This window comes from Streptomyces albofaciens JCM 4342 (genome assembly GCF_008634025.1).
Lineage (GTDB): Bacteria > Actinomycetota > Actinomycetes > Streptomycetales > Streptomycetaceae > Streptomyces > Streptomyces albofaciens.
Window position 1 is genome coordinate 360,023 of the sequence record NZ_PDCM01000001.1, and the last position, 24,460, is coordinate 384,482.

The 24,460-nt window shown below is 72.6% G+C and carries 20 protein-coding genes and 1 riboswitch; of the genes, 10 read left to right on the forward strand and 10 right to left on the reverse strand.

Annotated features, from left to right (window positions below; genetic code table 11):
* Positions 1 to 8 precede the first annotated feature (8 nt).
* Entirely contained in the window at positions 9 to 3,386 is a 3,378-nt protein-coding gene (locus tag CP973_RS01745) for an AfsR/SARP family transcriptional regulator (RefSeq protein WP_244409235.1), read from the reverse strand.
* Positions 3,387 to 3,526: 140 nt separating this feature from the next.
* Here CP973_RS01745 and CP973_RS01750 point away from each other — a divergent pair, with 140 nt between their 5' ends.
* Positions 3,527 to 5,608, forward strand: a complete 2,082-nt coding sequence (locus tag CP973_RS01750) for a tetratricopeptide repeat protein (protein WP_244409236.1) — start codon at positions 3,527 to 3,529, stop codon at positions 5,606 to 5,608.
* Here the strand turns inward: CP973_RS01750 and CP973_RS01755 are convergent.
* The 3 genes from CP973_RS01755 to CP973_RS01765 all read right to left on the reverse strand — a co-directional run bounded on the left by CP973_RS01755 (position 5,586) and on the right by CP973_RS01765 (position 7,994).
* Positions 5,586 to 5,873, reverse strand: a complete 288-nt coding sequence (locus tag CP973_RS01755) for a hypothetical protein (RefSeq protein WP_150236956.1) — start codon at positions 5,871 to 5,873, stop codon at positions 5,586 to 5,588. The two genes, CP973_RS01750 and CP973_RS01755, sit on opposite strands and share 23 nt — an antisense overlap.
* 365 nt (positions 5,874 to 6,238) lie before the next feature.
* Positions 6,239 to 7,495, reverse strand: coding sequence for a hypothetical protein (locus tag CP973_RS01760; protein ID WP_208853118.1), 1,257 nt, complete (start codon positions 7,493 to 7,495; stop codon positions 6,239 to 6,241).
* A gap of 265 nt (positions 7,496 to 7,760) precedes the next feature.
* A complete protein-coding gene (locus CP973_RS01765) occupies positions 7,761 to 7,994 on the reverse strand; it encodes a hypothetical protein (RefSeq protein WP_150236958.1) in 234 nt (77 codons plus the stop codon).
* 336 nt (positions 7,995 to 8,330) lie between these two features.
* Here CP973_RS01765 and cbiE point away from each other — a divergent pair, with 336 nt between their 5' ends.
* Genes cbiE through CP973_RS01780 form a run of 3 tightly spaced genes read left to right on the forward strand, consistent with a single transcriptional unit; the run spans position 8,331 to position 11,129 of the window.
* On the forward strand, positions 8,331 to 9,665 hold the full coding sequence (gene cbiE, locus CP973_RS01770) for a precorrin-6y C5,15-methyltransferase (decarboxylating) subunit CbiE (RefSeq protein WP_150236971.1): 1,335 nt from the start codon (positions 8,331 to 8,333) through the stop codon (positions 9,663 to 9,665).
* Positions 9,662 to 10,441, forward strand: coding sequence for a precorrin-4 C(11)-methyltransferase (gene cobM, locus CP973_RS01775; protein WP_150236974.1), 780 nt, complete (start codon positions 9,662 to 9,664; stop codon positions 10,439 to 10,441). The genes cbiE and cobM overlap by 4 nt, the downstream gene beginning before the upstream one ends.
* Positions 10,442 to 10,481: 40 nt before the next feature.
* Complete coding sequence (locus CP973_RS01780) at positions 10,482 to 11,129, forward strand: cysteine hydrolase family protein (RefSeq protein ID WP_244409237.1); 648 nt, start codon at positions 10,482 to 10,484, stop codon at positions 11,127 to 11,129.
* Here the strand turns inward: CP973_RS01780 and CP973_RS01785 are convergent.
* Complete coding sequence (locus CP973_RS01785; protein ID WP_150236976.1) at positions 11,126 to 12,340, reverse strand: cobalt-precorrin-5B (C(1))-methyltransferase; 1,215 nt, start codon at positions 12,338 to 12,340, stop codon at positions 11,126 to 11,128. The two genes, CP973_RS01780 and CP973_RS01785, sit on opposite strands and share 4 nt — an antisense overlap.
* A 17-nt stretch (positions 12,341 to 12,357) precedes the next feature.
* Between CP973_RS01785 and CP973_RS01790 the strand changes: the two genes are divergently transcribed.
* From CP973_RS01790 to CP973_RS01800, 3 genes are all read left to right on the forward strand, one after another.
* Positions 12,358 to 13,161, forward strand: coding sequence for a cobalt-precorrin-6A reductase (locus CP973_RS01790; protein WP_150236978.1), 804 nt, complete (start codon positions 12,358 to 12,360; stop codon positions 13,159 to 13,161).
* 157 nt (positions 13,162 to 13,318) lie between these two features.
* A complete protein-coding gene (locus CP973_RS01795) occupies positions 13,319 to 13,918 on the forward strand; it encodes a hypothetical protein (protein ID WP_150236980.1) in 600 nt (199 codons plus the stop codon).
* 7 nt (positions 13,919 to 13,925) lie between these two features.
* Positions 13,926 to 14,300, forward strand: a complete 375-nt coding sequence (locus CP973_RS01800; RefSeq protein ID WP_244409238.1) for a hypothetical protein — start codon at positions 13,926 to 13,928, stop codon at positions 14,298 to 14,300.
* A 175-nt stretch (positions 14,301 to 14,475) separates the two neighbouring features.
* On the opposite strand, the gene CP973_RS01805 is transcribed toward CP973_RS01800, so the two are convergent.
* Positions 14,476 to 14,703, reverse strand: a complete 228-nt coding sequence (locus CP973_RS01805; protein ID WP_030662600.1) for a hypothetical protein — start codon at positions 14,701 to 14,703, stop codon at positions 14,476 to 14,478.
* Between the two features lie 131 nt (positions 14,704 to 14,834).
* On the opposite strand from CP973_RS01805, the gene CP973_RS01810 reads away from it, so the two are divergent.
* Positions 14,835 to 15,653, forward strand: a complete 819-nt coding sequence (locus CP973_RS01810; protein ID WP_341874785.1) for a helix-turn-helix domain-containing protein — start codon at positions 14,835 to 14,837, stop codon at positions 15,651 to 15,653.
* Entirely contained in the window at positions 15,650 to 15,859 is a 210-nt protein-coding gene (locus CP973_RS01815; RefSeq protein ID WP_150236984.1) for a DUF397 domain-containing protein, read from the forward strand. The genes CP973_RS01810 and CP973_RS01815 overlap by 4 nt, the downstream gene beginning before the upstream one ends.
* Before the next feature lies 1 nt (position 15,860).
* Here the strand turns inward: CP973_RS01815 and CP973_RS01820 are convergent, their stop codons facing one another.
* The 4 genes from CP973_RS01820 to cobG form a co-directional block, all read right to left on the reverse strand.
* On the reverse strand, positions 15,861 to 16,361 hold the full coding sequence (locus CP973_RS01820; RefSeq protein ID WP_150236987.1) for a hypothetical protein: 501 nt from the start codon (positions 16,359 to 16,361) through the stop codon (positions 15,861 to 15,863).
* Positions 16,362 to 16,539: 178 nt separating this feature from the next.
* Positions 16,540 to 18,084: a precorrin-2 C(20)-methyltransferase gene (locus CP973_RS01825; RefSeq protein ID WP_150236989.1), complete on the reverse strand. Its 1,545-nt coding sequence runs from the start codon at positions 18,082 to 18,084 to the stop codon at positions 16,540 to 16,542.
* Positions 18,081 to 18,713 (reverse strand): precorrin-8X methylmutase, encoded by a 633-nt coding sequence (locus CP973_RS01830; protein ID WP_150236991.1) that lies wholly within the window; start codon positions 18,711 to 18,713, stop codon positions 18,081 to 18,083. The genes CP973_RS01825 and CP973_RS01830 overlap by 4 nt, the downstream gene beginning before the upstream one ends.
* A gap of 47 nt (positions 18,714 to 18,760) precedes the next feature.
* Positions 18,761 to 20,362: a precorrin-3B synthase gene (cobG, locus tag CP973_RS01835; RefSeq protein ID WP_244409239.1), complete on the reverse strand. Its 1,602-nt coding sequence runs from the start codon at positions 20,360 to 20,362 to the stop codon at positions 18,761 to 18,763.
* A gap of 117 nt (positions 20,363 to 20,479) precedes the next feature.
* Positions 20,480 to 20,552, forward strand: a riboswitch (cobalamin riboswitch).
* 55 nt (positions 20,553 to 20,607) lie between these two features.
* Here cobG and cobN point away from each other — a divergent pair.
* Positions 20,608 to 24,279 carry a cobaltochelatase subunit CobN gene (gene cobN / locus CP973_RS01840; RefSeq protein ID WP_150236995.1) on the forward strand — a complete coding sequence of 1,224 codons (3,672 nt, stop codon included), beginning with the start codon at positions 20,608 to 20,610 and terminating at the stop codon, positions 24,277 to 24,279.
* Positions 24,280 to 24,460 lie beyond the last annotated feature (181 nt).

Consider the following 24,460-nt stretch of genomic DNA (forward strand, 5'->3'; position numbering starts at 1 on the left):
CTGAAGTGCTAGGAAGTGTGCTGCCTCCCGCCGCCATCCTCGCCGAGCCGCCGCGCAATACGATCAGCCGCACACTTGTCCAAACCGACGAACAATTCGAACGCCTGTCGCCAAAGCGTCCGAGCCTCCTCCCGGTGCCCCTCGGACAGCCGGACGCCCGCCAGGACGTCGCTCGCCCGGGCCTCCTCCTCCGGGAACTGGATGCGGCGGGCCAGGGCGATGGCCGCGCACAGGCTCTCCGTGGCGGCGGCCGGCCGCCCCTGGGCGGCCTCCGCGCTGCCGAGGCAGCGCAGCGCACGCGCTTCCTCCTGGGCGGCGCCGATGCTGCGCGCGAGCGCCAGGGCCTGCCGGTGGTGCGTGGCGGCCTCGGCGAACCGGCCGAGGCTGTGGTGGGCGGTGCCCAGGCCGATCAGGGCATTGCCCTCATTTTTTCGGTCCCCGAGCCGTCGGAAAGTGAACAGACACTCCCGGTACATGTCCATCCCGGACAGAATTTCGCCGCGATCGGCCGAGGCGGAGAGCAGGGCGGCCAGGTTGGCCTGGACCGTGGCCAGGTCGGAGAGGCTGCCGACGGATTCGGTGAGGGCGAGGGATTCCTCGTATTTCCGGCGGGCCAGCTCGATGGAGCCGACCTGTACGTGCAGATCGCCCAGGTTATTGATGCACTTGGCCGCGTTCCGGGTGTCTCCGGCACGCTGAAAGGTGTCGATGGCCTTGGTGAAGAATTCCAGAGCCTCCTGATGCCGGCCCAGATGCAGCAGTGAAATCGCGAAGTTGTTTTCGCAGCGGGCCTGCGCCCAGGTGTTTCCCGAACGCATATGCACCGCCAGCGCTTGCCGGTACAGTGCGAGCGCCTCGTGATTCTGGCCGTGGTTCCAGCGGATGATTCCCAGCTTTCGCAGCGCGTCCGCTTCCGCGTCCGGGTCGTCCGTACGACGGGCGAGTTCCAGTGCGCGGCGGCCCGCGGTTTCCGCCTCGGGATAGTGGCCGGTGTTCGTGCGGGTCGCGCTGAGGTCGAGCAGGGCCAGGCACAGCGCGCGCGGCTCGCGCGCTTGCTCCCAGTGCTCGACGGCGTGCCGCTGCATACGGTCGGTGTCCACCCAGTGGCATTCGGAATCCAGGAATTCCGCCAGTACGTGGCTCATGACCGCGGCTTGGGCGGGAGCCCCGTGCGTACGTGCGTACCGTTCCACGGTGAGGAGGTTCGAGCGCTCCGTGATGAGCCAGTTCTTCGCCTCGTCCGCGTTCCGGAGCGGGACCGCGGGAGGCGTGCTGCCGGTGGCGAGGTGGCGGTCCGCGAGCCGGGAACGCCTCGGATACAGAAGGACATCGGCGGCGTCGGCGGAAGCCAGGTAGAAATCGATCAGGCGGCGCACGGCCAGGTCGCGGGTCTCTTCGTCGTCCTCGGAGTGGGCCAGGGCCCGTGCGTATTCGCCGAGCAGATCGTGGAAGCGGTACCGGTCGGGGGCGGGTTCCTGCAACAAGTGGCAGTGCAGCAGGCTTTCGAGCAGTCGCTCGGTCTGTTCCCGCGGCAGCCCGACCAGCGCGGCTGCCGCGTGCGGGCCGAACTCGGCGCCCAGGTGGAGGGACAGGCGGCGGAACACCGACCGCTGGGTACCGGTCAGGGTCTGGTACGACATCTCGAAGGCGCGGGCCACCTCCGAATACCCGTCATGGAGTTCCGCGAGACGGCCCGGGCCCCGGGTGAGCCGCTCGCGGAGATGGGCGAGGGACCAGGCGGGGCGGGCGTTGAAGCGATTGGCGGCGATTTCGATCGCCAGGGGCAGATGACCGCACAGATCCACGATCCGGGAAATGCCGGTCGCGTCCTGCGTCCGGTCATGTCCGGCGAAAGCGCGGAACAGCGCCACGGAATCCTCCGGCGGCAGCACGTCGAGGGCGAGCGACTGGGCACCGGGCAGGCCGGCCAGATGGCGGCGGCTGGTGATGATGATGAGCGAGGGGGACGGTCCGGGAAGCAGCGGACGCACCTGGTCGGTGTGCGCGGCATCGTCCAGGATGATGACCGCCCTCTTGTGCGCCAGCAGAGTGCGCCACAGTGCCGTGCGTTCATCGAGTTCCGAAGGGATGGTGCCTGCCGGGACGCCCAGAAGGCGCAGGAGGGACGCCAGTGCGCTTGCCGCGTTCAGCGGCTCCTGAATGCGGGCGTGCGCCCGGAGGTCGATGTAGAGCTGTCCGTCGGGGAAGTGCCGCCCCAGGGTGCTCGCCGCATTCACGGCCAATGCCGTCTTGCCCACCCCGGCCATGCCGGAAATGGCTTCCAGCGCCACGATGGACGGAGCGGAATCACCGTCCTTCCTGCGGACCGCGCCGGTGACGATGGCACGCAGCCGCCGCATTTCCGTATGGCGGCCGACGAGGGAGGTCTGCCGAGGCAGATTGTGCGGTGTGAGCACAGTCCTGAACCCGTCGGGGGCGCGTCCTGAATTCCTGGGGAGTACGTCGCGTGGCGGGGTGCGCCGGAGAATGTGCTGGTGGATGCGCGTCAGCTCTTCACCCGGGTCGGAGCCCAGCTCCTGGCGCAGGCGGCGGCGTGCTTCCTGATAGGCCCGTAAGGCGTCGGCGGGCCGGCCGCATCCGTAGGACGCCAGCATGAAGTACCCCACGAGCGTTTCGTCTTCCGGGTACTGATCGACCAGGGAGGAGAGAGCGTCGGCGGCCTCGCCGAAACGGCCCAGGCGCAGTTGCACGGCCACCCGTGAAGTGGTCGCTTTGAGGCGCTGTTCGGTCAGAGTCGTGCGCATGCGCTCGGACCACATTCCCGGCAAGCCTGCCAGGGGATCTCCCTGCCACAAATCGTCCGCCGCGTCGAGCAGTTGGACGGCACCCGCGTCGTCGCCGCCGTCCGACAGCGACCTGGCGCGGGCGACGAGGCCCTGGAAGCGGTGCCAGTCGACGGACTCGGGCAGGACGTCGAGGGCGTAGGTGTGGGCGTGACGGGTGATCGCCGGAGCGCCCGGCCGCGCGGCTCCCGCGGCGGCCGTGCGCAGGGACCTGCGCAGGCGTGAGACGTAGGTGTGGACCGACTCCCGGGCCTTGCACGGCGGTGAGCCGTCCCAGAGGCGGTCGACCAGGGTTTCCAGGGCCACCGGCCGGCCCGCCGACAGGGCCAGCGAGGCCAGCAGGCAGCGTTCCTTGTCGGAGCCGAGACGGAGCCGGTGCGTGCCCGCACCAAGGCAAATGGGGCCGAGGACGAAAATTTCCATCAGCGCCTCCCTCGTCGGCGCACACACCGGTTTTGTGAGCATGACACCGAGGGGTTCAAGAGACCAGTGCGCACTACTGCGGGGTGGCCGGTTCGGGGCCCGTGCGCGGGCCGCCAGGTCTCCCGCCGTCCTTCCATGGGTAGAGCTGAAGTGATCCAAGACGTATCGGACGGGGGTGGCGGATGCGCCGGGATGTGAACGCGATCGGTGGTTCGGCGCGGATTTACGGAACAAGTATTCAGGCGGGAGATGTCGCGGGCGGTATTCACGTGCATTCGGAGATCGCGCCACGGCCTCCGGTGCCACGTCAGCTGCTGTCCGTCACCCGGCATTTCACCGACCGGGAACGTGATCTGTCGGCGCTGGACGATCTCTACGAAGGGTGTGCGGAGCCGGCCGGCCCGCTGATCGTGGTCAGCGGCCCCGCCGGAGTCGGCAAGACCACCCTGGTGTCCCGGTGGCTCCGGGGAATGGCGGGCAGATTTCCCGACGGCCAGCTGTACGCCGACCTCCGCGGCCACTCGGCGGCCGGACCGGCCGCTCCGGGAGAGGTGCTGGGCCAGTTCCTGCGCGCCATGGGCGTCGTGCAGGTGCCGCTCGGCCTGGAGGAGCGCGCCGCGCTCTGGCGCTCCGTCACCGATGGGCTGCGCGTGTCGGTCATGCTCGACAATGTCTTCTCCGCGGCCCAGGCCAGGTCTCTGCGGCCCGGTGGCCGGCCCGGCCTGGTCGTCGTGACCAGCAGGTACCGGCTGACCGGGTTACGGGCCGACGGAGCGCTCTACCACGAACTCGGCCTGCTGGAGCAGTCGGCCGCCGTGGAGATCATCTCTCTGGGGATCGGCGCCGAGCGCGTACGGCGCGAGACCACCGCCGTGCACCAAGTCGCCTCGCTGTGCGCGGGGTTGCCCCTGGCGGTGTGCCTGGCCTCCGCGCGGCTCGCCTCCCGTCCCCGTCAGCCCACGCGCGCCCTGGTGGACGCGCTCACCCAGGACCGGAGCCGGCTGGCGGCGCTGGCCGTGGAGGGGGAATCCTCGGTGTACCACGCTCTCGACGAGTCGTATGCGGTACTGGCGTCCGACGCGGCGCACCTCTACCGCAGCCTCGCGCTGCTGCCGGCCCGGGTGCTGGATTCCCGTATCGCGGCGGCCGCCCTCGCGGTGTCCCTGGAGGAGGCCGAGCGGCTGCTGGGTGTGCTGGTGGAGGCGAACTTACTGGAGGACACGGGCCCGGACGCCTATCGCTTCCACGACCTGGTCCGCCTGCACGCCGAGGAACGCGGACGGGCGGAGGAGCATCCGGACGTGCGCGAAGAAACGCTTCGCCGCGTGGGTGACTGGCACCTGGCCACCGCCTCGGAAGCCCAGAAGCTGCTTTCCCCCATCCAGGCCACCTTCGACCGCGTCTACGCCCACTACCCGGATGTGGCGCCCCCCTTCACGGACGAGGGCGGTGCGCTGCACTGGCTGGAGAGCCACCGGTTCGACCTGATGGCGACGGTGCGTACCGCGTACGAGAGGCAATGGGACGGTCTGGCCTGGCAGCTCGTGGACGCCATGTGGCCGCTGTTCCACCGGCTGCGCCATTACGAACTCTGGACCGAGGCGCACGCCATCGGCCGACGCGCGGCCGCGCGGGCCGAAGACCGTACGGCGGAACGCCAGATGCTCAATTCCGGGGCCATCGGGCTCAACGCCGCCGGGCGCCCGGAAGAGGCCGTCGAATGGTTCGAGGAGTCGTTGCGCGCGGCCCGCGAGGCCGGTGACATCCGTGACGAAGGACAGGCCCTGCACGGCATCGGGTCCGCTCACCGGGAGGCGGGGCGCTTCCGGCAGGCCGCCCGCCGCCTTTCCGAAGCCATCGCGGTCTGGAACGCCGCGGGATACGGCAGGGGCGTGGCGCTGTCCCGCACCGTACTGGGAGAAATGGCCCTGGAAACCGCGGAAAAGGAAAGCGGCGGCGGAGCGGAGTCGGCCGAGCGGGCAGAAGAGCACTTCGCGGCGGCGCATGAAGCGCTGACCGCCCTGGACGATCCCTACGACGCCGCCCGGGCACGCGCTTTCCTGGGGCGCGTCTGCTCCCTCAGGGGCAGGTACGACACGGCGGTGACGCATCTCGGCGAGGCGCTGGAATTCTTCGAGTCCGCGGGGGCCACCCATTGGCAGGCGCGGACCTGGGAAATGCTGGGGAAGTGCGCGCACGAGCACTCCCTGACGGACGTGGCCCGGGACCGTTACGAGCGTTCCCGGGGCCTGTACGCGCTGCACAGCCCGTCGGACGCGCAGCGCGTCGGGGACCTGCTGGCCGCCCTGACCGGTCCGGGAGAACCGGAGCGGCCAACAGACCCCCGGGACGAGCGGCCTACCCGTCCCGAAGAACGGTGAGGGAGCGGAGTTCGTCCAAGGTGTGCCCGGCCACCAGCAGCGCGTGCAGGCACGACGCGGTCCGGGACCAGCTCACAGGCCCGGCCGTACCCGCGCTCCGGCCGGCGAGGCGCAGCAGACGCCGGGCACCGCTCCGGTCGGCGACCGCACAGTCACCGTCCACGGTCGGCAGGGCGACGAGCCGGCAGCCGATGTGCCGTTCCAGCGTCCGGTCCAGCCGGCGCCACGCGTACTCGTGACGCAGCGGCCGGCTGTGGCACAGCACATCCGCACAGTCGAGCCAGTGTTTTCCGGAACACCTGTCGGCATCCACGGCGACGTGTTCGTCTGTGCTGAGGGGGCATCGGTACGCTGCCCGGCTTCCGGCAATTCCAGCGCGGGACCCCACGGATTCCCCGGCAAGGCCATATGCGGGTTTTCCGGCAGGCCCGTATGCGGTTTCCCCGTCACCTACGGATCTTCCGGCATCGACGCACACGGACCGAACCCCGGCGGCGGTCACGGCAATGAGCCCGGAAACCGGCACCGAACCGGCACCGGTGGTGCCGATGTCCGGTCCGGACATCACGCGTACGGAACGGTGCCACAGCCACCGCGGGGCCGGGCGGGCCGAACGGTCCGGTACGGCGGTCATGCCGTCGCCTCGGTGCCGGTGTCCGCGTCCGCCGCGGGGGCGGACCAGAAATCCAGCGGTGGAGGAAGCGGCAGCGGCCGGGTGCCGGCCGGGTGTGCGGGCTGGCCCAGGCCCAGTACGCGGTACATCAATGCCCGCATGTTCCGCGAGAACCGCCCTGGTTCCGAGGTGATGCGGGCCGCGATGGCCGCGTATTCCACGTGCTGGTGTTCCCGGTATTCGGCGGCCGCGTATTCCAGCTGGCTGGTGAGGGAATGGCCCGGGGAGAGCGCCGGGGCCGTCCGGGCGAGGGTCGCCGCGGGCGACGCGGGATTGATCTCCGCTTCCGGTGACACGGCGAGCAGGATCGGGGCCCGGGTCAGCGTGCCGTACAGCGTCACCGACCCGTGGTCCCCGATGATCCGGTCGGCGGCCAGCAGCACGGAGCGCCAGTCCGCCTCGGGCGGTACGACGGCGATGCCGTACTCCCGGCACCGCGCCAGCCAGGCCCGTACCTGCCATGCGCCGTGGCCGGACCAGACGTTGGGGTGGAGCAGGATGGCCACCCGCCGGTTCGCGCCGGCCAGTTCGCCGATGAGCCGCGGCAGCAGCGCTTCGATCGACCCGAAGGACGACCGCGTGCCCCAGGTGGAGACGACGGCGATGAGCTGCTGCCCCTTCCGGATCCCGAGCGCGCGGCGGTAGGCGGCGCGGCGGGGAAGGCTGGCCACGATCCGGTCGTGCACCGGGTCCCCGACGACGGAGGCCACCGGCAGGGCTTCCGGGCACAGCTGTGCCAGTCCGTGCAGGTCGTCCCGGTGCGGCAGGACCACGGCGGCCGGCAGGCACCGGCCGTCCGGGACGATGTCCGCGCGCCCGAGCCCGGCCACGCGCGTCTCGGGACCTTCGGTGACCCGCTTGAGGTAGTTGGCCCCGTGCGGCAGCGTGATCAGCGGCGCGCTGATCTCGCCCAGCCCCCTGGGCCCCGCCGCCAGCGCGAGGTCGAATTCCATCCGGGCCGCTTTCTCCCACGGCAGCACCGCGCTGCCGAGCCGGTGGAGAAGCTGGGCCACGCCGTCCCCGAACGGGTGCGGCGGAGCGGTGAACAGGACCTGCACGCGCAGGTCGGACTCCAGGAGCGAGAACACTTCCTGGAGGCGCTTGATGTACGTCACCGTGTGGGCGACGACCAGGACCCGCTTACGGCCGGTCAGCGTCAGCCATTCGCGTAACGGCTGTGGTGAGCTTTTGTCGAGCACGCTCCATGCCCCCATGACATCCCCCCTGTCCGATCGAACCGGCGCGTCCCATGCGGACGCCCCGGCCGGTTGCGGGGAGGTGGTGCCCGGGGGCCTGGACGGAAAGCTGTACCGGCCCTTGAGAAAACCTTGCGTACGAGGTCGGACGGGATGCCGTCGCTCCGTGTGGCGGCTGGTGGGGTGCGGTGCCCGGGGCAGCGTGGACCTACGGGTGCGCGTACGCCGGGCAGCCGTCCACCGGGTCCTCACCCCGCCGGACCGTCACCGGCCCGGGGCGTCGTCATCGGTCCCGGCCCGTGCGCCGCAGCGCGGCCGCCAGCCGCCGGGCCACCTCGGGTGCGCAGCGGCCCAGTTCGACCAGGGGCCGTGGCGCGTCGGCCGCCAGCGACGGGCCGTCCAGGCCCAGGGACGGGAGGGTGATGCCCACTCCGGCCAGCGCGTCCCGTAGTTCGTCCCGTGCGGCTTCCGCGTCCGTGACCGTCTCGTCCGCCGTCACGCGTTCGACTGTGTCCATGTTCCCAGCGCCTTCCCTCGGTGCCCGTGTCGCGCTTCACCGAAGAGCATCGCTCGGTGAAACCACGATTACTAGGAGTAGCCAATTATGCGGCCACGAAACGAATTCGGGAGAGCTTGTGGCGATACCCGCGCAACCGGGTGTACGGGACCGCCCGCGAAGCCGCCGTGGACCGCCTCTTACCCTTGAAACGCCCCGTCCGGATGGTCCGTGCCGGGTTGACGGCCGCGTCCGCCGGACCGGTCGTGCTTCCCGTACCACCGTGCGGTGCCGCCGCCCCGCGGCCCGTCCGCCCCCTCCGACTCCCGTACGACCGAAGCCCCGAGGTAACCGGCAGTGAGCCCCGCCCCGCCCGCAGCGCCCGCGCCGCACACCCCAGACCCGGCTCCTGCCGCCTCCCGAGTCACCGTCGTCGGCATCGGCGCCGACGGCTGGGACGGCCTGCCCGCGGCCTCCCGGGAAGCGCTGCGCGGCGCCGGGACGCTCATCGGGGGCGCGCGGCAGCTCGCGCTGCTGCCCGCCGAGTGCACGGGCGAGCGCGTCCCGTGGCCGTCGCCGCTGCGGCCCGCCGTACCGGGCCTGCTCGCCGCGCACGCCGGGCGCGAAGTGTGCGTCCTGGCCAGCGGCGATCCGATGTTCTACGGCATCGGGCGGACGCTGGCCGAGGTGCTCGGCGAGACGGGCGCCGCGCCGCCCCGCGTGCTGCCGCACCCGTCCTCCGTCTCGTACGCGTGCGCCCGCCTCGGCTGGCCGGTCGAGGACACGGAGGTCGTCACCCTCGTGGGCCGCCCCCTCGCGGGCCTGACGGCCGCCCTGCACGACGGCCGCCGCCTGCTCGTCCTCTCCGCCGGCGCCGGGACGCCCGCGGAGGTCGCCGGGCTGCTGCGGGAGCGCGGCTTCGGGCCGACCCGGATGCGCGTACTGGAACAGCTCGGCGGCCCGCGCGAGCGCCAGTACGAGAGCACGGCGGAGGACTGGCCGCCCACCGCCGCCGACCGCACCGACCCGCTCAACGTCATCGCCCTGGACTGCGTCCGCGCCCCGGACGCCCTGCGCCTCGCCGCCGCCCCCGGCCTGCCGGACGACGCGTACGAGCACGACGGACAGCTGACCAAGCGCCACATCCGCGCCGCCACGCTCGCCGCGCTGGCCCCCGCGCCCGGCGAACTGCTGTGGGACGTCGGCGGCGGCTCCGGCTCCATCGGCATCGAGTGGATGCGCACCCACCGCACCTGCCGAGCCGTCGCCGTCGAGCGGGACGCCGTACGGGCCGGACGCATCTCCCGGAACGCGGCCGCGCTCGGCGTACCGGCCCTGCGCGTGGTCACCGGCCCCGCGCCCGGAGCGCTCGCCGGCCTCCCGACGCCCGACGCCGTGTTCATCGGCGGCGGCCTGACCGCGCCCGGCCTCCTGGAGGCGTGCTGGGCGGCGCTGCCGCCCGGCGGCCGGCTGGTCGCCAACACGGTCACGCTGGAGTCCGAGGCGCTGCTCGCCGACTGGTACCGGCGGCACGGCGGCGACCTCGTACGGCTCGCGGTGGCGCACGCCGTACCGGTGGGCGGCTTCACCGGGTGGCGGCAGGCGATGCCGGTGACGCAGTGGTCGGTGACGAGAACCGACGCCCCCTCCGGCCCTCCCCCCACCCCCTCAGCCCCAGGAGACGCACAGTGACCGTCCACTTCATCGGCGCCGGACCGGGCGCCGCCGACCTGATCACGCTGCGCGGCGCCCGTACGCTGGCCCGCTGCGAGGTGTGCCTGTACGCCGGCAGCCTGGTACCGCGCGAACTGCTCGACGAGTGCCCGCCCGGCGCGCGCCTGGTCGACACCGCGAACCTGGACCTCGACCGGATCACCGCGGAGCTGGTGCGCGCCCACGAGGAGGGCAAGGACGTGGCCCGGCTGCACTCCGGCGACCCGTCCGTCTTCAGCGCCGTGGCCGAGCAGATGCGCCGCCTGGACGCGGCGGGCGTGCCGTACGAGGTCGTCCCCGGCGTCCCGGCGTTCGCCGCCGCGGCGGCCGCCCTCAAGCGCGAGCTGACCGTCCCCACCGTCGGCCAGACCGTCGTCCTCACCCGTATCGCCCAGCAGGCCACCCCCATGCCGGAGGGCGAGGACCTGGCCACGCTCGGCCGCAGCCGCGCCCTCCTGGTCCTGCACCTCGCGGCCCGCTACGTGGACCGGGTCGTCGCCGAACTCCTCCCGCACTACGGCGCCGACTGCCCCGCCGCGGTCGTCGCGATGGCCTCCCGCCCCGACGAACTGGTGCTGCGCGGCACCCTGTCCGACATCGCGGACCAGGTGAAGGCGGCGGGCGTGGTCCGTACGGCGGTCATCATGGTCGGCCGCACGCTGGGCGCCTCGCAGTTCCGGGACAGCCACCTGTACTCGACGGAGCGGGAGCGGGGGTGTGCGGCGGGAACCGGCGGGGCCGGACAGGCCGGATAACGGGTTGATCGGGAGCGGCCGGGGCAGCAGGATCGGCCGGATGAGCGACAGCGTGCGGCCAGGGGTGAGCGTGAGCGAGAGCGGCGTACGGCCCGTGGAGAGCGGGAGCGGGAACGGCGTGCGGCCCGTCGAGGCCCTGATCGTCGTGGACGTCCAGTCGGCGTTCTTCGAGGGCGAGGAGGCGGCGCCGCACGCGGCGGCCGTCCAGCAGCACATCGAGGACCTGGTCGGCCGCGCCCGGGCCGCCGGCGCCCTGATCGTCCACCTCCAGAACGACGGCGCGCCCGGCATGTCCGACGAAACGGGCACCAAGGGCTGGGAGCTGCACCTGCCGGTGACCCCCGGCCCCCGAGAGGTCGTGATCCGCAAGACCGAGGACGACGGCTTCCACGACACCCCGCTCGGCGGCCTGCTCACCGAATCCGGAGTGCGGTCCCTCGTCGTCTGCGGCGTGATGTCCGAGATGTGTGTACTGGCGACCGCGCGCAGCGCCCTGGAGCGGAAGTACCGCGTCGTCCTGCCGCACGACGCGCACGGTACGTACGACGTGCCGCCCGCCCCCGGGGAGACCGAGGGCGTCCCGGCGGCGATGGCCTCGCGGGTGGCGGAATGGGCGCTGGGCGACGAGGTGGAGATCGTCGCGTATGCGAAGGACGTGCCGTTCGAGGGGGCGTCGGGCCCGGCCTAGGAGGCGTCCCGGGGCCCGCGCGGCGCGGCCCGCCCCACCACGTTCCCCGCCCGGTCGATGCAGATCACGTCCACCGCGACCGGGGCGCCGCGCAGCACCGCCAGGGCCTCGTCGCGGGCGGTCGCGGCCACCAGGTCGCCGAGCGGCACGCCGCGCGCCGCGCACAGCTGGAGGGCGGCCAGCCCCGTGTTGGCCGTCGCCACCTCGCCCGCCAGCGCCTCGTCCGCGCCGCCCTGCCGGGCCAGCTCCGCGAGGAACCCCTTGTCCACCTGCGAACGCGCCGAATGCAGATCGAGGTGGCCCGCCGCCAGCTTGGACAGCTTCGCGAAGCCGCCGCAGACCGTCAGCCGGGGTACCGGGTGCCGCCGTACGTACTTCAGCACCGCGCCCGCGAAGTCCCCCATGTCCAGCAGCGCGTCCTCGGGCAGACCGTGCTCGGCCACCACGACCTTCTCCGAGGTCGAGCCGGTGCACCCGGCCACATGCGTACGGCCCGCCGCGCGCGCCACGTCCACGCCGCGCCGGATCGAGTCGATCCACGCCGAGCACGAGTACGGCACGACGATCCCCGTCGTCCCCAGGATCGACAGCCCGCCCAGGATCCCCAGCCGGGGATTCCACGTACTGCGCGCGATCTCCTCACCGTGATCGACCGACAGCTCGATCTCGACGTCCCCGCCGCCCCCGTAGCGCGCCGCGACCTCGGCGACATGCTCACGCATCATCTGCCGGGGTACGGGATTGACGGCCGGCTCGCCCACATCGAGCGGCAGCCCGGGACGGGTGACCGTACCCACCCCCGGCCCGGCCTTGAACACCACGCCACTCCCCGCCGGGAGCCGGCGCACGGTGGCGCGGATCAGCGCCCCGTGCGTGACATCGGGGTCATCCCCCGCGTCCTTCACGACCGCTGCCATGGCCACGGCGCGGTCCTCGGCCATCTCCTCCGCGGCCAACGCGAACGCGGGCGTCTGCCCCTTCGGCAGGGTGATCCGCACCGGATCGGGAAAGTCCCCCGTCAACAGGGCCGTGTACGCCGCCGTGGTCGCCGCGGTGGCACAGGCCCCGGTCGTCCAGCCGTGCCGCAGCCCGGTGTGCGCGAGCTGGGCGGTACGGCCGCCGGTGGCGCTGCCCGCACCGGCCGTGGGCTCCCCGGCGCGGCCTCCCGTACCGTTCGTGTCCGCACCCGTACCCGTACGCGCCTCACCCATGGAGAAACCCGCCCGCCATGAGCGCCCCCGCCGGCTCCGCACGCCGCCCGCACGTCCTGATCCTCGGCGGCACGACCGAGGCCCGCGCCCTGGCCGCCGACCTGGCGGACCGGTTCCCCGCCGCGACCGGCCCGGCGGACCGGCTCCCCGGCCTGCGCGTCACCACATCCCTGGCGGGCCGGGTGGCCGCGCCGCGGCTCCCGGCCGGCGAGGTCCGCATCGGCGGATTCGGAGGCCCGGACGGCCTCGCACACTGGCTGCGCGAGCACGCGGTGGACGCGCTCATCGACGCCACCCATCCCTTCGCCGGCACGATCAGTTTCAACGCGGCGCAGGCGGCCGCCACCGCCCATGTTCCCCTGCTCGCCCTCCGCAGGCCCGGCTGGGTCCCGGAGCCCGGCGACGACTGGCACCCGGTGGCGTCCCTGGCCGAGGCCGCGGAAGCCGTACGAGGACTCGGCCACCGCGTCTTCCTCACCACCGGCCGCATGGGCCTCGCCACCTTCGCCCACCTCACCGACCAGTGGTTCCTGGTCCGCTCGGTGGACGCCCCCGAGCCACCTTTCCCGCCGCGCATGGAGGTCCTCCTCGACCGGGGCCCCTTCACCCTCGAAGGCGAACGCGCGCTTCTCTCGGACCACCGCATCGACGTCCTGGTGACCAAGGACAGCGGCGCCGCGGCCACGGCCCCGAAACTGACGGCGGCGCGAGAGGCGGGGGTACCGGTTGTGGTGGTGCGGCGGCCGGCGGTGCCGGAGGGGGTGCCGGTGGTGGAGACGGTGGGGGACGCGATCGCATGGCTCCGGATACGCCTCGGCTGATCTGCTGCTTTCTTTGCGCCTTCCGGTCGCTTTTGACGGGACGCATACGGGCGAGCCGTTGTCCCCGGTGATCCGGTCGGCCGAGACTGTTGGGGCCATGCCACCCGAGCAGCGGCCCGACCCGGTCTGACCCTGCCTGGCCGCCGGGGTGGCCGCCATGCCTGTTCAGGGGGAACATCTCGTGCTCAAGAAGACCATCGCAGCGATCGCCGTGGCGTGCGGCGCCCTCCTCACCACCACCCTCGCCGCTCCGGCCGGAGCCGCCGAGGCGCCCGCCGACAATGGCGGCGCGTACCTGAACCGGCCCGTTCCGAAGGACCCGGCGGAGGCCGCGAAGCTGGCCCGGGAGCGTGCCGAGGCCGTCCACCTCCGCACGCCCGCGAACAAGCTCTGCACCGGCACCTGGAAGCACGCCGTATCCACCGTCACCTTCCAGCGCGCGCACGGCGGCACGCTGGCGTGGGGCTTCAAGCTGTCGCACACGTCCCGCGCGAACCTCGGATCACCGGTGGTCGTCTCCATGCCGTACGCGTACGTCAACGGCAAGTCGATCAATCCGCCGTACAGCCCGCACACTGCCGTGAACACCTACAACTTCCACGGGAGCATGAAGAAGTACCAGTACACGGGTGGTGGGTCCGGCACCATCGCCACCGGTAACAAGGTGACGTTCTACTGGTTCCTGAAGGGCGCCAAGCCGAACACCGCGGCCGACCGCTACATCACCTGCAAGGTCCCCAAGCCCGGGAGCGCGTGACCCCGCCATGAGCCGTGAGCCCCGCCCCACCACCGTCCGCGTCCTCGACGGCCGCCACGAACTGACGCTGCGTGGCGTGACCCGTCAGGACGACTCGTTCCGCATCGGCTACACGGTCGCTCCGCCGCTGCCGGACGACTCCGACGGCCCCGGGGGCAGCCCCGTCCTGCTGGTCTTCGAAGCCGAGGACGACCTCGGCAACGAGTACAGCGACTGGGGCGGGGCGTACGGCCTCAGCGACGACGGTTCGCACACGGACGGCACACTCACCGCCCAGCCGGCTCTCCCGCCCGGCGCGCGGAGCCTGGCCGTCCACGTCACTTTCCTACGGGGCGGCGAGGAGTACGCGTACGAGGTGGCGCTGGACGTTCCGGCGGCCTGACCCGCACGCAGCCCCTATCAAGCCGATAGCCGCCAACCCGGCCGTCACCGGGGCCGTGACGCGCTCCATCGGTTGGCTTCCCGGACGCGTGCCGCCAAGGCCTCGCGGCGGGCGGCGTCGTCCGGGGGTGGGGCTGGTTGCGGGGTCGGGGCCGGGGGCCGAGGCTCTTCGTCGGTCACGTCGAGCACGTCCGGAGTACGGCGGCGAGACGGCGGGCCACCTCGGGGGTGCAGCGGCCGAGCGTGACGAGTGGGCGGGCGATGTCGCCGGTGATGGACGGGGTGTCCAGGCTCAGGGTCGGGAGCTTGATGCCGACGGCGGTGAGGGCGGTACGGAGTTCGTCGCGCGCTTCCTCGGCGATTTTGATCGTATTTGTGGTTCGGATGGGCTCGGTCGTAGCCATGTGCTTCTGCCTTTGAGTGGTCGAAGGAAACGCAAACACCTTGCGTATAAACATGGTTACCCTCCGAAGGGGGCGCTGGCAGGGAGGTCGGCGTTGCTCTTCGCGCGGGACAACAGGGAGTTGAGGTGGCTATGCGCGATTCCGAGTCCGAGGAAGAGTCAGCTCGTGAGGTGCTCGCGAGGGAGCTGCAACGCTTGCGCAGCGCTTCGGGGAAAACGCTGGCTCAGTTGTCCGAGGAGGTCAACTACGACCGGACGTACTTGAATCGCCTGGAGAACGGTGAGCGTCTTTCCAAGCGAGAAGTCATGGAGGCGTTGGACCGGGCTTACGGAACTGACCAACTGCTCGTCGGGCTGTGGAAACTGGCACGCCGTGAGACGTTCCCCGACCGCTACAAGAGGTTCATGTGGTACGAATCGATGGCCACCTTCATGCACAAGTACATGATGGTCATGCCCGGTCTGTTGCAGACCGAGGAGTATGCCCGGGCCGTACTGTCCTCCGCGCCGACTCCGGTCAACCCCGATGAGCTGGACGAACTGGTCGTCGCACGCATGGGCAGGCAGGAAATCCTGAGCCGCCCGGAACCGCCCAGTCTCCGGGTGATTCTCGACGAGTCGGTGCTTCGCCGGCCCTTGGCGGACGACGGCGCCTGGCAGCGGCAACTCGCGCACTTGGTCGAGCCCGGCGAGGCGCCGAACATCACCCTCCAGGTTCTCCCGCTCAATGCCGGAGTGCACGACTTGATGGGTGGCTCACTCTCGCTTCTGTGGATGGCGGACGGCGCCACCGTTGCCTACCTTGAGGGCAACAAGTCGGGCGTCCTGATCGAGGAGGCGGCAGAGGTGGCGCAGTACCGCCGTTCCTACGAGCAACTGCGGGACCTGGCGCTACAGCCGGGCGACTCAGTCACGTTCATCAAGCGGTTGTTGGAGGACAGCAGAGCATGAAGAAAAGCATCGGTCCGACAGCCGTGCAGTGGCGAAAGAGCAGCCACAGCAACGGCGGGGACGGGAACTGCGTCGAGGTTGCCGACGGCTTCCCGGAGGTCGTTCCCGTACGTGACAGCAAGGACCCGGACGGTCCGGTGCTGATATTCACCCATGAGGTGTGGGGCGCCTTCGTCGGTGGGCTGAAGGGGAGCAGTCGCGCTTGACTCAGTCGCCCCGTCGCTTCAACTTCAGGACGTGGCACGCGTCCGGTGCGCCGCCCAGGCGTTGGTACAGGACCGGGTGACCCTTCTCCTCGCCGATCCGCAGGGAACGGACCGTGCTGCGTTCCAGGTCGGCGTCGATGCGGTCGAAGGCAAGGGTGAGTGTGGTGCGGTCCGGGGAGACGGCCCAGTTGCCGTCACCGATGATGCCCGAAGAGGGTGGCTCGGCGGTGGCCTGCTCGATGCTTGTGTTCTTCGGCCAGTCGTGGGTCAGGAAGGTGCGGCCGAGCCGGCCGCCGAGATTCTTGAGATCCAGTGAGGCTCCTCTGGAAGAAGACCACTCACCGTACAGATCGGCGGCGTCGTAGCGCGTGGACGGAACCGGGCCGCAACGTTCCTCCTCGGTCGCGCAGCCGGTGAGGGAAACGGCGAGCAGGAGCAGGGTGGAGGCGGCCGCCGTGGAGCGTAGCCGTAAGCGCACCCGCCTCTTCCATTGGCTGGTCATGTGGGTGATTCCCCCGCTTGTCCGGTGAGCTGCCCGCCGTACGGGCGGGATCGCGCCGAGAGTAAGTGATCTACGGCGGTCCGGACCGGTGGTGGCTGAATCTGCCGGGTGGGCGGGGGGATCGTGGCGGGGATTCGACGGGACGGGTGGGCCCGGGCCACGGGCCCACCCCGGGTGATTACTTCTCCGGATACCGCCGCGGCGTCCACACCGTCTCGCGCTCGTCCTCCGGGCTGCGCCGTACCGACTCCGTCTGGGACGAGCCGATCAGGAGGATCGTGCGCATGTCGACTTCCTCGGGGGCGAGGGCGGCCAGGGGGACCACGCGGACGGATTCGGTGGGGCCGCCCACGTCGCGGGCCATGACCACCGGGGTGTCGGGGGAGCGGTGTTCCAGGAGGAGTGCGCGGGCCTTGGCCACCTGCCAGGTGCGGGTGCGGGAGCCGGGGTTGTAGAGGGCCATCGCCAGGTCGGCGGTGGCGGCCGCGCGCAGGCGGTCGGCGATGACTTCCCAGGGCTTGAGGCGGTCGGAGAGGGAGATCACCGCGTAGTCGTGGCCGAGGGGCGCGCCCGCGCGGGCGGCTGCCGCGTTGGCGGCGGTGACGCCGGGGAGGACGCGTACGGGGACGGAGCGGTAGGGGTCTTGGGCGGCTACTTCCAGGACGGCTGTCGCCATGGCGAAGATGCCCGGGTCGCCGCCGGAGACGACCGCGACCCGGCGGCCGCGGCGGGCCAGGTCGAGGGCCAGTTCGGCGCGTTCGGACTCGACCTTGTTGTCGGAGGCGTGGCGCGCCTGGCCGGGGCGTACGGGGACGCGGTCGAGGTAGGTGGTGTAGCCGACCAGGTCGGTGGCGGAGGCCAGGGCACCGCGGGACTCCGGGGTCAGCCACAGGGGGCCGGCCGGGCCGGTGCCGACGACCACGACCGAGCCGGCGGCCGGAGCGGGCGGCGGGGTGGCGATGCGGCTGGGGACCACGGCGACGGAGAAGTACGGGACGGAGGCCGGGTCCACTTCCGACAACGGTGCCGTCCGCTCCCCCGGCATCGTGGCGCGCTCGACGTAGTCCGCCTCCGGCAGGCGGCCGGAGTCGGTGAGCGCCTGGTGCACGGAGGGGAAGGTGCGGCCGAGCTTCATGACGACCGCGGCGTCGGTGGCGGCGAGGCGGGCGGTGAGTTCCTCGGTCGGCAGGGTGCCGGGGAGGATCGTCAGCACCTCGTCCGCCTCGCACAGGGGCTTGCCGAGGCGGGCCGCCGCCGCACTGACGGACGTGACGCCGGGGATGACCTCGGTCTCGTAGCGGTCGGCCAGGCGCTGGTGCATGTGCTGGTACGAGCCGTAGAAGAGCGGGTCGCCCTCGGCGAGCACGGCGACGGTGCGGCCCGCGTCGAGGTGGGCGGCGAGGCGGGCGGCGGCCTCGGTGTAGAAGTCGTTGAGGGCGCCGCGGTAGCCGTCGGGGTGGTCGGTCGACTCCGTGGTGACCGGGTAGACCAGGCGCTCTTCGATGTGGTCGGGCCGGATGTGCCGCTCGGCGATGGAGCGCGCGATCGAGCGGCCGTGCCGGGCGCTGTGGTAGGCGATCACGTCGGCGGCGGCGATGACCTCGACGGCGCGCAGGGTCATCAGGTTGGGGTCGCCGGGGCCGAGGCCGACTCCGTACAGACGTCCCGGGGCGGCCCCGGACCGCTCGGCCGTGCGGCCGGGGGTGGTGTGCTGCTCGGTCACTCTTCCACGCTCGCTATCGCGTTGATCGCCGCCGCGGCCATCGCGCTGCCGCCGCGCCGCCCGCGTACCACCAGGTGTTCCAGGCCGGACGGGTGCTGGACCAGCGCGTCCTTGGACTCGGCCGCGCCGATGAAGCCGACCGGTATGCCGAGGACGGCGGCCGGGCGGGGCGCGCCCTCCTCGATCATCTCCAGGAGGCGGAACAGCGCGGTGGGCGCGTTGCCGACGGCGACCACCGCACCGTCCAGGCGGTCCCGCCACAGTTCGAGGGCGGCGGCGCTGCGGGTGGTGCCCATGCGCTTCGCCAGGTCCGGTACGGACGGGTCGGCGAGGGTGCAGATCACCTCGTTGTCCGCGGGCAGCCGCTTGCGGGTGACGCCGCTGGCGACCATGTTGGCGTCGCAGAGGATGGGGGCGCCGTCGCGCAGCGCCTCGCGCGCGCGGGCGACGACCCGCGGGGAGTACGCCAGGTCGCGTACGAGGTCGGTCATGCCGCAGGCGTGGATCATCCGGACGGCGACCCGGCTGACGTCCTCGGGCAGCTGCGCGAGGTCCGCCTCGGCGCGGATGGTGGCGAAGGACTGGCGGTAGATCTCCGCCCCGTCCTTCTCGTAGTCGAACTCGCTCACTGTGTTTCGTTGCCCTCGGTCATTCGGTCATTCATCCGGTCATTCGGTCATGTCGCGGGGGGCGTACGGGTGGCCGCGCGGGCCGTCGCGACGGCGTCGGCGAGGCGGCCGGGTTCGGCCGCGGGGACGGCGGTCACGGCGTTCGCCCCGTCGCGGGTGCCCCGTACGGACACTTCGTAGGCGTCACCGGTGGCCACGACATCGACCCACGCGCCGTGCGGGTGGCCGCAGCGACGCGCGCAGCCCGACCAGTGGACGGGCAGCGGATCGGTGCCGCCCGCAGTGGGCACGGCGGTGCCCGTTGTCACCGCGGCCACCGCGGCCACCGCGTCCGCCCGTACGTCGGCCAGGGACTTGGCGCAGCCGGGGCGGCCGGTGCAGGCGCCGAGTCCGTACCAGGGGGAGGCGGGATCGGTGACCAGGCCGGTCGCCGCCAGGTCACGCAGCCTGGTACCGGCCGTCTCCGCGGACAGGCCGGGCAGCACCACGCCGCGCCAGGGTGTCATACGCAGTTCGCCGGCCCCGTCCCGGGCGGCGATGGCGGCCAGTTCCCGCAGGTGGGCGCTGGTGAGGCGGCCGAGGGGGGCGAGGAGGGAGAGGGCGGTGGCCGAAGTGCCGTCGGGGGTGGTGACCAGGCCCGGCCGGGGCGGGGCCGGGCGGGTGGGGGCCGGGGGCGCGGCGGTCGCGCAGGACTCCGCGAGTTGCGTACGCAGATGTACGCGGACCGTCGCCGCCCCGTAGCCGGGCGGCAGCTCCCGTACGCGCCACGCCCCGTTGCCCGCTTCCCGGGCGACCGCGAGGAACGCCTCCGCGGCGTTCAGCGCCACGCGCGGCGCGTCGCAGCCGGGCAGCCGCAGCGCCTCCACGTCGTCGCCGATGCGCAGCAGCGCCGTACCGCCCGCTTCTGCGATCAACGTCACATCGGCGCCGAGCGCGGCCACGTCGCCGCGGCCGTCGTCCAGCGCGAAGAGGAAGCGGCCGGAGAGGGCGGGGGCCGTGGCGCTCGCGCACAGGAGGCGGTCCAGTTCACGGGCCCAGTCCTGGACGGCGGCGCCGCCGTCGGCGCCTTGTCCGTCCAGTCCGGCGAGCGGTGACGCGACGATGTTGCGGACGCGTTCGTGTTGGTCGGAGGGGAGGAGACCGGCGGTGCGCAGGAGGTCGGCGAGGGGCGCGGCACTGTCGGCGGCGAGGCCGCGCAGCTCCGCGTTGCCGCGGGAGGTGAGGGAGAGGTGGCCGTCGCCGAGACGGTCGGCGGCATCGGCGAGAGCGAGCGCCTGAGACGGCGTCAGCAGCCCTGCGGGCAGGCGGAGCCGGGCCAGGAAACCGTCGGCCGCTTCGTGCAGCCGCAGCGCTCCCGGACAGGCGTCACCACGGTCCCGTACGAGGGCATCGCCGCGGTCCGGCACGGGGGCGTCACGGTCCCGTACAACGGCGTCACCACGGTCCCGTACGACGGCATCGCCACGCTCCGGCACGACGGCACCGCCGCCCTCCGATACGTCAGCGCCCGCACCGTCCCGTACATCCCGTACGACAGCGTCACCACAGCCCCGCACGCGGGCATCGCGGCCGCCCCCTGCGCAGGCGTCACCGCCGTCCCGTACGAGGGATTCGTCCCGATGCGGGGGTATCGCGGGGGTGGGCGGCATGGCGGCGAGCATACCGACGATGGCTCGGGCGGTCCCCCGCCCGGCCGTCGGCGGCAGCCCTTACTATGCAGGTCGGTGGGTCAGCTGGCCCGCCGGACGCCAGCGACGGCGCCAAGGGAGGAAGCCCGGTGGAAATCCGGCGCGGTCCCGCCACTGTGAGCCCGGCCACCGCCGGGCGAGCCAGGAACTCCCGCCGTCCGTGACACCGCCCGGGGCGCGGACCCCGAGGAAGGCCAGACGCCGCCATGATCCTGCTGCTGTCGACGTCCGACACCGATCTGCTCAGCGCCCGCGCGGCCGACGGCCCGGTGCCGTACCGGCTCGCCAACCCCGCCCGGCTCGACCTCTCCGAGCTGCCCGGGCTCCTGGAGGGCGCCGACCTGGTCGTCGTGCGCCTCCTCGGCGGCCTGCGCGCCTGGCAGGAGGGCCTGGACCAGCTCCTCGCCGCCGACCAGCCCCGGCCCGTCGTGGTGCTCACCGGCGAACAGGCGCCGGACGCGCAGCTCATGGAGGCCTCCACGGTCCCCATCGGCATCGCGGCCGAGGCGCACGCCTACCTGGCGCACGGCGGCCCCGCCAACCTGGAGCAGCTCGCCCGCTTCCTGTCCGACACCGTGCTGCTGACCGGCCACGGCTTCGAGCCGCCGGCCGCCGCGCCCTCCTGGGGCCACCTGGAGCGCTCGAAGCACCTGGCGGCGGAGGCACGGACGGGCGCCGAGGTGGTGGCCCGTACGGACGACACGGGCGCCGCGACCGGCCCGCTGGTCGCCGTGCTCTACTACCGCGCCCACCACATGAGCGGCAACACCGCCTTCGTGGAGTCGCTGTGCGAGCGGATCGAGGAGGCCGGCGGGCGGCCGATGCCGCTGTTCGTGGCCTCGCTGCGGGCGCCCGAGCCGGAGCTGATCGAGGAGCTGCGCGCCGCCGACGCCATCGTGACGACCGTGCTCGCGGCGGGTGGCACCAAGCCCGCCGAGGCGTCGGCCGGCGGCGACGACGAGGCGTGGGACGCGGGCGCGCTGGCCGCGCTGGACGTGCCGATCCTCCAGGCGCTGTGCCTGACCGGGCCGCGCAGCGCCTGGGAGGAGAACGACGAGGGCCTGTCCCCGCTGGATGCGGCCAGCCAGATCGCGGTGCCGGAGTTCGACGGCCGCCTGATCACCGTCCCGTTCTCCTTCAAGGAGACCGACGAGGACGGCCTGCCGGTGTACGTCGCCGACCCCGAGCGTGCCGCCCGGGTCGCCGGCATCGCCGTGCGCCACGCCCGGCTGCGCCACATCGCGCCCGCCGACAAGCGCTTGGCGCTGGTGCTGTCCGCGTACCCGACCAAGCACTCCCGCATCGGCAACGCGGTCGGCCTGGACACCCCGGCGAGCGCGGTCGCGCTGCTGCGCCGTCTCCAGGAGGAGGGGTACGACTTCGGGGACGAGCCGGTGCCGGGGCTGGAGTCCGGCGACGGCGACGAGCTGATCTACGCGCTGATCGAGGCGGGCGGCCACGACCAGGAGTGGCTGACCGAGGAGCAGCTGGCCCGCAACCCGGTCCGCATCCCGGCCGCCGACTACAAGCGCTGGTACGGCACGCTGCCGCGGGAGCTGCGCGAGCAGGTCGAGGAGCACTGGGGTCCGCCGCCCGGCGAGATGTTCGTGGACCGGAGCAGGAACCCGGACGGCGACATCGTGCTGGCGGCCCTGCGCCGCGGCAATCTGCTCATTCTCATCCAGCCGCCGCGCGGTTTCGGCGAGAACCCGATCGCGATCTACCACGACCCCGATCTGCCGCCGTCGCACCACTACCTGGCCGCCTACCGCTGGATCGCGGCTTCGCGCGAGGACGGCGGCTTCGGCGCCGACGCCATGGTGCACCTCGGCAAGCACGGCAACCTGGAGTGGCTGCCCGGCAAGAACGCCGGCCTGTCCGCCGCCTGCGGCCCGGACGCGGCCCTCGGCGACCTGCCGCTGATCTACCCGTTCCTGGTCAACGACCCGGGCGAGGGCACCCAGGCCAAGCGCCGGGTGCACGCCACGCTGGTCGACCACCTCGTACCGCCGATGGCCCGCGCCGAGTCGTACGGCGACATCGCGCGCCTGGAGCAGCTGCTCGACGAGTACGCGGCGATCTCCGCCATGGACCCGGCGAAGCTGCCCGCGATCCGCGCCCAGATCTGGACGCTGATCCAGGCCGCCAAGCTGCACCACGACCTCGGCCTGGAGGAGCGCCCGGACGACGAGGGCTTCGACGACTTCCTGCTGCACGTCGACGGCTGGCTGTGCGAGGTCAAGGACGCGCAGATCCGCGACGGGCTGCACGTGCTCGGCGGCGCGCCGGAGGGCGAGGCACGCGTCAACCTCGTGCTCGCCATCCTGCGCGCCCGGCAGATCTGGGGCGGTACGTCCTCGCTGCCCGGCCTGCGCGAGGCGCTGGGCCTGGACGAGTCGGCGGCCACCCGTACGACCGCCGACGAGGTCGAGGGACGCGCCCGCGGCCTGGTGCAGGCCATGGACGACGCGGGCTGGGACCCGGCGGCCGCCGAGCGGGTCACCGCCGGGCTGCCCGAGGCGCAGCGCGGGCCGGTGGCCGCGATCCTCGCCTTCGCGGCCCGCGAGGTCGTGCCGCGCCTGGCCGCCACCACGGCCGAGATCGACCACGCGGTGCACGCGCTGGCCGGCGGCTTCGTCCCGGCCGGCCCGTCCGGATCGCCGCTGCGCGGCCTGGTCAACGTGCTGCCGACCGGCCGTAACTTCTACTCCGTCGACCCCAAGGCGGTGCCGAGCAAGCTGGCCTGGGAGACCGGCCAGGCGCTCGCCGACTCGCTCCTGGAGCGCTACCGCACCGATCACGGCGACTGGCCGACCTCGGTGGGGCTGTCGCTGTGGGGGACGAGCGCGATGCGTACCTCCGGTGACGACGTCGCCGAAGCCCTCGCCCTGCTCGGCATCCGGCCCGTCTGGGACGACGCCTCGCGCCGCGTGACCGGCCTGGAGCCGATCCCGGCGGACGAACTCGGGCGCCCCCGCATCGATGTGACGCTGCGTATCTCCGGCTTCTTCCGCGACGCGTTCCCGCACGTCATCGGCCTGCTGGACGATGCCGTACGGCTCGCCGCGTCCCTGGACGAGCCCGCCGACGTCAACTTCGTCCGCGCCCACGCCCAGGCCGACCTGGCCGCGCACGGCGACGAGCGCCGGGCCACCACCCGGATCTTCGGCTCCCGCCCCGGCACGTACGGCGCGGGCCTGCTCCAGCTCATCGACTCCCGCGACTGGCGCACCGACGCGGACCTCGCCGAGGTCTACACGGTGTGGGGCGGTTACGCGTACGGGCGCGGCCTGGAGGGCTGCCCGGCGCGCGAGGAGATGGAGACCGCGTACAAGCGGATCGCGGTGGCGGCGAAGAACACCGACACCCGCGAGCACGACATCGCCGACTCGGACGACTACTTCCAGTACCACGGCGGCATGGTCGCGACCGTCCGCGCGCTCAAGGGCACCGCGCCCGAGGCGTACATCGGCGACTCGACCCGCCCCGAGACGGTCCGCACCCGCACGCTGGTCGAGGAGACCTCCCGGGTCTTCCGCGCCCGGGTGGTCAACCCGCGCTGGATCGAGGCGATGCGCCGCCACGGCTACAAGGGCGCCTTCGAGCTCGCCGCGACGGTCGATTACTTGTTCGGTTACGACGCCACGACCGGCGTCGTCGCCGACTGGATGTACGACAAGCTGGCGCAGACGTACGTCCTCGACCCGGAGAACCGCGCCTTCCTCCAGGAGGCCAACCCCTGGGCCCTGCACGGCATCGCGGAACGCCTCCTGGAGGCGGAGTCGCGCGGCATGTGGGCCGAGCCGGACAAGGAGACCCTGGCGGCCCTCCGGGAGGCGTTCCTGGAGACCGAGGGCGATCTGGAGGAGCAGGGCTGACGCCCGGGCACGACGAAGGAACGAAGGAACGAAGGAACGAAGGAGCGCCGGACGGGCTGTGCGTGCCCGTCCGGCGCTCCTCCGGTTCGTGTGCAGTGGCCCGGGGCCGGGTCGGTTCGTCGTACTGAACCCGTCTCGTACGGGGTGACGCGGGTTCAGCACGCCGTACTGTGCCCTCTCG